The organism is Nitratireductor sp. ZSWI3 (assembly GCF_024655565.1).
Lineage (GTDB): Bacteria > Pseudomonadota > Alphaproteobacteria > Rhizobiales > Rhizobiaceae > Nitratireductor.
The window spans coordinates 1-9247 of sequence record NZ_JANKOF010000136.1; the positions used below are offsets into that span (position 1 = coordinate 1).

6 protein-coding genes are annotated in these 9247 nt (G+C 64.2%); all 6 read right to left on the reverse strand.

Annotation, left to right across the window (positions count from 1 at the left end):
* Positions 1-109: 109 nt before the first annotated feature.
* Positions 110-1060 (reverse strand): glyoxylate/hydroxypyruvate reductase A, encoded by a 951-nt coding sequence (locus tag NUU27_RS23845; protein ID WP_257764796.1) that lies wholly within the window; start codon positions 1058-1060, stop codon positions 110-112.
* 101 nt (positions 1061-1161) lie between these two features.
* Positions 1162-2793 carry an ABC transporter ATP-binding protein gene (locus tag NUU27_RS23850; protein ID WP_257764797.1) on the reverse strand — a complete coding sequence of 544 codons (1632 nt, stop codon included), beginning with the start codon at positions 2791-2793 and terminating at the stop codon, positions 1162-1164.
* The gene (locus NUU27_RS23855) at positions 2790-3944 is read right to left on the reverse strand and encodes an ABC transporter permease (protein ID WP_257764798.1); all 1155 of its coding nucleotides are present in this window, start codon (positions 3942-3944) and stop codon (positions 2790-2792) included. The genes NUU27_RS23850 and NUU27_RS23855 overlap by 4 nt, the downstream gene beginning before the upstream one ends.
* Entirely contained in the window at positions 3944-5056 is a 1113-nt protein-coding gene (locus tag NUU27_RS23860; RefSeq protein ID WP_257764799.1) for a microcin C ABC transporter permease YejB, read from the reverse strand. Before NUU27_RS23860 ends, NUU27_RS23855 begins: the two co-directional genes overlap by 1 nt.
* Before the next feature lie 54 nt (positions 5057-5110).
* On the reverse strand, positions 5111-7009 hold the full coding sequence (locus tag NUU27_RS23865; RefSeq protein WP_257764800.1) for an extracellular solute-binding protein: 1899 nt from the start codon (positions 7007-7009) through the stop codon (positions 5111-5113).
* Complete coding sequence (locus tag NUU27_RS23870; RefSeq protein WP_257764801.1) at positions 7006-8889, reverse strand: extracellular solute-binding protein; 1884 nt, start codon at positions 8887-8889, stop codon at positions 7006-7008. Before NUU27_RS23870 ends, NUU27_RS23865 begins: the two co-directional genes overlap by 4 nt.
* Positions 8890-9247: the final 358 nt, after the last annotated feature.

Below are 9247 nucleotides of genomic sequence, written 5' to 3' on the forward strand. Positions count from 1 at the left end.
AGATCGCGATGATTTTGGATTGAATTAATCCAAAATCATCGCGATCGCTTTCAAAAAGTTAGAGCGGGATGCGGGCGGAAAACCGCTTCACACTTTTCCTCATCCCGCTCTAGTAGCCGGCTTTGCGATCGACGACGTTCTGCAGCGGCTCGCCGCGTTCGAAGGCGTCCATTTGCGCCAGCATCGGCGTGACCAGATGCGCCGGATCGGAAGTGGCCGCCGCGTGCGGCGTGACGAAGACGCGCGGATGGCTCCACAGCGGGCTTTCGGGCGCCAGGGGCTCGCGTTCGAAGACGTCGAGGCTGGCCTCCTTCAGGATTCCCTCCTCGAGGGCGCGCAGGATGTCCACCTCGCGCTGCAGCCGCCCGCGCCCCGCATTGACGAGGCAGGGGCCGCCGAGCGGGCCGTCCTGCCTGAGGCGTGTCAGGACCGAATGGTCGACGATGCCCTCCGTCGCAGGCGTCAGCGGCAGCAGGACGACGAGGATGTCGGTGGCGTTGAGGAAAGGCGTCAGCCCGTCTTCGCCATGGAAGGCGCAAACCCCTTCCATCTCGTGCCGGCTGCGGCTCCAGCCATTGACCGTGAAGCCCAGGGCGAGCAGCGCCGCGGCGGCGCTGCGCCCGAGCTGGCCGAAGCCCATGATGCCGACCGACACCTCGTCCGCCGGCGGCTGCCGGGGCTCGTGCCAGATCTTCCCGGCCTGCTGGGCGCGATAGAGCATGCCCTGGCGATGATGATCCAGCACCCGCCAGCAGACATATTCGCACATATACTGGGTGAGATTGCTTGCGATGACGCGAACGATCGGCACCTCGGGCAACCGGTCGTCGGCGAAGATATGGTCGACGCCCGCGCCGATGGAGAAGATCGCCTTGAGGTTCGGCAGCCGCGCCAGGATGCCGGGCTGTTGTTTCCACACGACCGCATAATCGATGGAGGGATCCTCGGCCCCGGCCGGCTCCAGCACCACCTCGCGCTCCTTCGACAGGAGATCGTACCAGCGCTGCGGGTTGAAGCCCGTGACGGACAGAAGAATGCGGCCGCGTGCCGGTGTGCTCATGGTATGCCCCTGACGTTTCCAGCCGGATCGCGCCGACGCTTCGTCGATCGTCATCCGGTTCCCTGCTTGCGCATCCGCGCGGACGGCGGCTGCGGAGTTTCCTATTCGCTCACCACGCCGCCCGGCGCGGTTTCGATGTTGAACGCGGCGGCGATCAGGGCGCGCGTGTAATCCGTCTGCGGCGCCTCGAAGATCTGTTCCGCCGGTCCGGTTTCCACCACCTTGCCGGCCCGCATGACGATGACCTCGTTGGCCAGCGCACGCACCACCTTCAGGTCGTGGCTGATGAACAGATAGGCCAGATTGTGCCTTTTCTGCAGATCGCGCAACAGGTCGACCACCTGTGCCTGGACGCTCATGTCGAGCGCCGAGGTCGGCTCGTCCAGCATGACGAAACGTGGCTTGAGCACCATCGCCCGGGCGATGGCGATGCGCTGCCGCTGGCCGCCGGAGAACTCGTGCGGATAGCGGAAACGCGTCTCCGGATCGAGGTCGACTTCTTTCAGGACGTCGACCACCATGGCGTCGCGTTCTTCAGGCGACAGGCCGGTCTCGTGAATGCGCAGGCCCTCCTGGATGATCTCGGCCACCGACATGCGTGGGCTGAGCGAGCCATAGGGATCCTGGAAGACGATCTGCAGCGCATGGCGATAGGGCCGCATCTGGCGGAAGCTCAGCCGGTCGATCTCCCTGCCGGTAAAGCGGATCTGGCCTTCCGACGAGATCATCCGCGCCAGCGCCAGGCCGAGCGTGGTCTTGCCGGAACCCGATTCGCCGACCACCCCCAGCGTCTGGCCGGCACGCACGGTGACGTCGACCCCGTCAACACCCTTGACGTGATCGACGGTGCGCCTAAGCAACCCCTTCTTGATCGGGAACCAGACCTTGATCTCCTTGCCCTGCATGATCGTTTCGGCCTCGGGATCGGCCTTCGGCGGCCGACCCTTGGGCTCGGCGGCGATCAGGTGGCGCGTGTAGGCATGCTGCGGGTTGGCGAAGATCTCCTCGGTCGGGCCGCTTTCCACGATCTTGCCGTTCGTCATCACGCAGACGCGGTCGGCGATCTTGCGGACAATGCCGAGATCGTGGGTGATGAAGAGCATCGACATCGACTTCGCCCGTCGGAGCTCGGCAAGAAGCTCGAGAATCTGCGCCTGCACCGTCACGTCGAGCGCCGTGGTGGGCTCGTCGGCGATCAGGACGTCCGGCTCGTTGGCGAGCGCCATGGCGATCATCACGCGCTGGCGCTGGCCGCCCGAAAGCTGGTGCGGAAAGGCGTCAAGCCGCTTTTCGGGATCGCGGATGCCGACCTGATTGAGGAGCTCCAGCGTGCGCCGCCGCGCGGCGTTTTCACCAAGACCCCGGTGCAGCTTGAGGATCTCGCCGACCTGCCGCTCGATCGTGTGCAGCGGATTGAGCGAGGTCATCGGCTCCTGGAAGATCATGGCGATTTCGTTGCCGCGCACCTTGCGCAGGGCCGGCTCGGCAGAGGCGAGCAGGTCGTCGCCCTTGTAGAGCACTTGTCCGGAAGGGTGGCTCGCCGCCGGATAGGGCAGGAGCTTCAGCACCGAAAGCGCGGTGACCGATTTGCCGGAGCCGGATTCGCCGACCAGCGCGACAGTCTCGCCGCGGCCGATGTCGAAGGAGACATGGTCGACCGCCAGCGTCTCGTCGCTGCCTTGCGTGAACGAGACGGAGAGATCGCGGATTGAAAGAAGCGGACTGTCACTCATTTGAACGTCTTCCGCGGATCGAAGGCGTCGCGCACGGCTTCGCCGATGAAGATGAGAAGCGACAGCATGATCGACAGGCTGAGGAATCCGGTGATGCCGAGCCAGGGGGCGTTGAGGTTGCGCTGACCCTGGCGCAGCAATTCGCCCAGCGAGGGCGAGCCGGGCGGCAGGCCGAAGCCGAGGAAATCGAGCGAAGTGAGCGTGGTGATCGAGCCGTTCAGGATGAAGGGCAGGAAGGTGAGCGTCGCCACCATCGCGTTGGGCAAAAGATGGCGGAAGATGATGGTGCGGTTCGACACGCCGAGCGCTCTTGCCGCGCTGACATATTCGAAATTGCGGGCCCTCAGGAACTCCGCCCGGACCACGCCGACGAAAGCGACCCAGGAGAACAGGAGCATGATGCCGAGCAGGATGAAGAAGCCCGGCGGCAGCACGGCGGCGATGATCAGGATCAGGTAGAGAACCGGCACCGAGGACCAGATCTCGATGAAGCGCTGGAAGAGAAGGTCGGTCCAGCCGCCGAAATAACCCTGGATGGCGCCGGCCGAAACGCCGATCAGCGCCGAGGCGGCCGTCAGGACGAGGCCGAACAGGACCGAGATGCGGAACCCGTAGATGACGCGGGCGAGCACGTCGCGCGCCTGGTCGTCCGTGCCGAGCCAGTTCCAGTTGCCGAGCGTGCAGGCGGGATCATCTACGCCCTGCAGGTAGCGCCCGCAGCGCTGCTCCTTCGTGTAGAGCCAGGAGGGCTTGGCGGGAGCCGCCTCGGGAATCCCGTTGTTGACGGTTCGATAGGAATAGCGGATCGGCGGCCAGACCATCCAGCCATTGGCGTCGATCTCCTCGCTGATCGTCGGATCGCGGTAATCGGTGATGGCCAGGAAGCCGCCGAACTTCTCCTCCGGATAGTCGACGAGGACGGGGAACAGGAGCTCGCCCTTGTAGGAGGCGAGAATCGGCTTGTCGTTGGCGATGAACTCGGCGAACAGCGACAGGACGAACAGGACGAGGAAGACCCACAAGGACCAGTAGCCGCGCCGGTTAGCCTTGAAGTTGCGCCAGCGCCGCTGGTTGATGGGCGACAGAAACGGCTTCGGCAGCGCGCGCGGTGCCACCACGCCGCCCTCTGCCTTCATCTGGACGTCCGCCATCAGACGTCCCTCCGCTCGAAATCGATGCGCGGATCGATCAGCGTGTAGGTGATGTCGGAGATGAGGCTGATCAGGAGGCCGAGCAACGAGAAGATGTAGAGATTGGCGAACACCACGGGATAGTCGCGGTCGATGATCGACCGGTAGCCGAGCAGCCCGAGCCCGTCGAGGGAGAAGATGCTCTCGATGAGCAGCGAGCCGGTGAAGAAGGAGGAGATGAAGGCGCCGGGGAAACCGGCGATGATGATCAGCATCGCGTTGCGGAACACGTGGCCGTAGAGCACCTGCCCCTCCGACAGGCCCTTGGCGCGCGCCGTGATGACATATTGCTTGCGGATTTCGTCGAGGAACGAATTCTTGGTGAGAAGCGTCGTGGTGGCAAAGGCCGACAGCATCATCGCGGTGAGCGGCAGGGCGAGGTGCCAGAAATAATCGAGGATGCGGGCCGGCCAGGACAGGCTTTCCCAGTTGTCGGAGGTGAGCCCGCGCAGCGGGAACCAGTCGAAAAAGGAGCCGCCGGCAAAGAGGACCATCAGGAGGATGGCGAAGAGGAAGCCGGGAACCGCATAGGCGATGATGATGACGCCGCTGGTCCACACGTCGAACGCCGAGCCGTCCTTGACCGCCTTGCGGATGCCGAGCGGGATCGAGATGCCGTAGGAGAGGATGGTGATCCAGATGCCGAGCGAGATGGAGACCGGCATCTTCTCGACGATCAGGTCGACCACGGAGATGTCGCGGAAATAGCTCTCGCCGAAGTCGAAGCGGGCGTAGTTCCACAGCATCATGCCGAAGCGCTCGAGCGGCGGCTTGTCGAAACCGAACTGCTTCTCCAGCGAGGCGATGAACTCAGGGTCGAGACCCTGGGCGCCGCGGTATTTCGAGGTCACGTTGCTGCCCTCGATGGAGCTTCCGTTGAAGCCCTGGTTGCCGAGGTCGCCGCCGCCGCCGGAGATGCGGGCGTCGGCGCCGCCGCCCTGGCCGGTGATCTGCGCGATCACCTGCTCCACCGGGCCGCCCGGCGCGAACTGCACGACGATGAACGAGATGGCCATGATGCCGAACAGGGTCGGGATCATCAGGAGCAGGCGACGGAGGATATAGGCGCCCATCAGCCGGCGGTCCTGTCGTGTGAGAAGAATGCGGGGAGTGTGATCACGCCGTCCTTACGCTTTGCCAATCGCTTTTGCCTTTTCCTCGTCGTACCACCACAGGGATTCCACGGGGAAGAAGTAATCCGGTTTCGTGTCGCTGCGGCCGAACATGTCCCAGTGGGCGACACGGTGATTCGCCGAGTGCCAATTTGGAATCCAGTCGCGCCGCGCGCGCAAGACCCTGTCGAGCACCTTAAGGGTGACCGTCAGCGCCTCGCGCGTCGTTGCCTTGCCGGCGATCCCGATCAATTCGTCGACGACTGGGTCGGCCGTGCCGGCGAAATTGTAGGAACCCTCGACCCTGGCCGTGCGCGAATGGAAGAGTTGCTCGAGTCCGTCGACATCCGGCGTGGGATCCAGGGCGATCGACACCGAGATCATGTCGAAATCGAAGCCCGACTGGCGGCTCTGATATTGCGAGGCATCGACCAGCCGGATCGACGCGTCGATGCCGATGGCGCGCAGGTTCTCGGTGAAGCTGGCGTCGGTGCGCAGGAAGATCTCGTCGCTGACGAGATATTCGAGCGTGAAGCGCGTGCCCCGTTCATTGTGCAGGACGCCGTCGCGCGGGGCCCAGCCGGCTTCCGTCAGCAGGCGTCGCGCCTCGCGCAACTTGACGCGGTCGCGGCCCGAACCATCCGAGACGGGCTGCATCACCGCTTCGCCGAAGGCCGCCTCCGGCGCCTGGCCGCGGAACCGGTCGAGCAGGGCCTGCTCCTCGGCGGAAGGCAGGCCCTCGGCCATATAGGGCGAGCGCTCGAAGAAGGAGTGCGAGCGTTCATAAAGGCCGTAGAACAGGTTGCGGTTGGTCCATTCGAAGTCGAAGCAGAGGCTGACGGCCTCGCGCACGCGCACGTCGCGGAACTGCTCGCGCCGCTGGTTGAGCACCAGCCCGTAGAGCGAAGGCCGCTTCTCGCTCGGAATCTCCACCTGGACGACGCGGCCGTCCTTCACGGCGGGAAAGTCATAGCCGGTCGCCCATGTGCGCGAGGTGAATTCCTCGCGCCACGACGTGTCGCCCTTCTTGAACGCCTCGAAACCGGCGTTGCGGTCGCGGTAGAAATCGACGCGGATGCGGTCGAAATGATTGAAGCCCTTGGCGGGACCGAGGTCGCGCGCCCAATAGTCCTCCACCCGTTCGTATTCGATGTAGCGGCCGGCGGAGAAGCGGCCGACCTTGTAGGGACCGGAGCCGAGCAGCGGCACGAGGCGCGAGCTGTCGAACCCGTTCTCCTCGATGAAGGTCTTCGAAAAAACCGGATAGCCCGGGTTGCTCGCAACGGTCAGGATGTTGCGCGGCGCCTGGCGGCCGGAGAAGACGAGCCGCACGCGATGCGGCGCCTCGACCACCGCTTCCTCCAGCTCGGAAAGCGGGAGCTGGATCTGCGGGTGGCCCTTCTCCTTGAGCAGCATGTAGGAGAAGGCGACGTCCTCGGCGGTCAGCGGCGAGCCGTCGTGGAAGCGCGCCTCGGGACGCAGCTCGAAGGTGAAGCTGTTGCGGTCCTCAGAAGCGGTGACGCTGCTGGCGAGCAGCCCGTAGATGGCGTCCGGCTCGTCATAGGCCCGCGTCATCAGGGAATCGAAGCAGAGCTCCATGCGCGGCGGTGAATCGCCGGTGCGCACGAAGGCGTTCAGCGTGTTGAAGGTCAGCACATTCTGGTTGAAGTACCAGTAGCCCGGCTGAAAGGTGAATGTGCCGCCCTTCGGCGCGTCGGGGCTCGCATAGTCGAAATGATCGAAGCCTTCGGCGTATTTCAGGTCGCCGAAGGCCGACAGGCCGTGCAGGGGGACACCGGTCGCGATGTCGGCGAAACCCGCGCCGGGAAACAACGGCAGGGCGAGCGTGGCGCCCGTCGCAGCGAGGAACCGGCGCCGCGAAAGGCCGCTTGTGCAGACCGCATGCTCGCTCAATTCTGGCTCCGATACTTGGCCGCCAGCGCCTTTTCCTTCTCCACGTCGATCCACCAGGAATCGATGTCTACGCCGACATATTCGGGCTGCTTCTCCGGAATGCCGAACTTGTTCCAGTAGGCCGTCCGGATTGTCGGCTGATAGTATTGCGGGATCATGAAATGGTTCCACAGCAGGATGCGGTCGAGCGCGTGGGTCAGCGCGACCAGCTCTTCGCGATCCTTGGCATAGATGATCTTCTGGACGAGTTCGTCGATCACCGGATCCTTGATGCCGGCGAGGTTGCGCGAGCCAGGAATGTCGGCCGCCTCCGAACTCCAGTAGTCGCGCTGCTCGTTGCCGGGCGACAGCGATTGGGCGAAGCGCGAGGTCACCATGTCGAAATTGAAGTTCTGGATGCGCTGGATGTATTGCGAGGTGTCGACGATGCGCAGGGATGCCTCGATGCCGATCTTGCGCAGATTGTCGATCAGCCCGCCGGCGATCACTTCCGAGGTTGGCGAGGAGCCGAGGAACTCCACCCTGAACGGCTCGCCGGTCTCCTTGTTGACCATCCGGCCGCCCTTGATCTGCCAACCGGCCTCGTTGAACAGGCGCACCGCCTCGCGCAGATGCTCGCGTTCGCTCTGCGGCGTGTCGAAGGCGGGCAGCTTGAACGGCTCGGTGAAAAGCTCGGGCGGGAGCCGGTCGCGGAATTCTTCCAGAATCTCAAGCTCCTGCCCCTGCGGCACGCCCTCGGCGGCCAGTTCCGAGCGTTCGAAATAGCTGCTGAAACGCTTGTTGAGACCGAAGAAATGCGTCCGGTTCTGCTCTTCGAAATTATAGGCCAGCGTCAGCGCCTCGCGCACCCGGCGGTCGGCGAAGCGGGGCCTGCGCATGTTGAACACGAAGGCCTGCATGGCCTCGATGCTGGTGCTCGTGAACTCGCGCTTGATGACGTCGCCATCCTTTACCGCGGGAAAATCGTAGTCGACCGACCAGCGGCGCGTGCTCACCTCGCGGCGGAAATCCTCGATGCCGCCCTTCGTGAAGGCCAGGAACTCGGCATTGTCGTCCTGAAAATAGGTGTAGCGGTAGCGGTTGAAATTGTAGCGGCCGATATTGACCGGCAGGTCCGCCGCCCAATAGTCCTCGACCCGCTCCCAGATGATCTCCGAGCCGGGACGGAAGCTTGCGACGCGGTAGGGCCCGCTGCCCAGCGGGCGCTCCAGCGTGGGTGCCGTGATATCGCGCTTCTTGCCGTTGGCGTCGGTACCTTCCCACCAATGCTTCGGCAGGACCGGAAGATCGCCCATGATGTGGGGCAGTTCGCGGTTGCCCTTCTGGTCGAAGCGGAATTCGACCTCCCGCTCGGAAAGGGCCACGGCCTCGGTCACGTTGACGAAGTAGCGATTGTGCATGGGGCTGATCTGCTTCAGCATCTCGAACGACCAGACCACGTCCTCGGCGGTGATCGGCTCGCCGTCGTGCCAGCGGGCTTCGGGATTGATGCGATAGGTAGCCGACGAATAGTCGTCGGGGTGCTTGTAGGCCTCGGCGATCAGGGGGTGGCTGGTGCCCGGCTCGTCGAGGGACTGCTGCATCAGCGTGTCCCACAGGACACCGCCGAAACTCGTCAGGCCCGCCGCCGGCGTGCCCCGCACGATGAAGGGATTGAAGCTGTCATAGGTTCCGAACGCGGCGATGTTCAGCGTGCCGCCCTTCGGCGCATCGGGATTGACATAGTCGTAGCGTTCAAAGGGGGGAGCGTCCTCGACGCTCGGATCGGTCAGCGACGTGCTGGTGAGCCACTTGTCCTCGGCGCCGGCCGGCATGCTGGTGAACATGAGCACCGCTGTGAGGCAGGCTGCCAATGTTGCCGTTGCGCCGATTGCCCGCATTTCAAGCTCCTCGCATCTTTTTATGTTCCCCGCCGAAGGTAGACCATCGCCCGCGCAAGGCAAGCATTTGAAACCGCGCATCATGCTTTCCGAAAATCGGCTCCGGTTCCCGCGCCGATGCGCCAGTCTCTGCTCAACAAAAAAGCCGGGAGAACCCGGCTTTTTCAAGTTGGCGAAACTAAATTTTTCGTGACAGCGCCGCGCACTCATTTCCGAAAATCAGAACCGATTTTCGGGCCGGTGCGCTAGTTCGCGGTGGACGTTCCCTCGCCTTCCGTGGCTGCCCCTTCGGTCGCCGGGGCTTCGGTGGCGGGCGCCGCATCCTGCGCAGGCTCCTCGGCCGCGCCTTCGGCGCCGG

Excerpts from the sequence above, each read along its gene's own strand:
- NUU27_RS23845 (WP_257764796.1), bottom strand. The coding sequence starts at position 1,060 with ATGAGCACACCGGCACGCGGCCGCATTCTTCTGTCCGTCACGGGCTTC.
- NUU27_RS23850 (WP_257764797.1), bottom strand. The coding sequence starts at position 2,793 with ATGAGTGACAGTCCGCTTCTTTCAATCCGCGATCTCTCCGTCTCGTTC.
- NUU27_RS23855 (WP_257764798.1), bottom strand. The coding sequence starts at position 3,944 with ATGGCGGACGTCCAGATGAAGGCAGAGGGCGGCGTGGTGGCACCGCGC.
- NUU27_RS23860 (WP_257764799.1), bottom strand. The coding sequence starts at position 5,056 with ATGGGCGCCTATATCCTCCGTCGCCTGCTCCTGATGATCCCGACCCTG.
- NUU27_RS23870 (WP_257764801.1), bottom strand. The coding sequence starts at position 8,889 with ATGCGGGCAATCGGCGCAACGGCAACATTGGCAGCCTGCCTCACAGCG.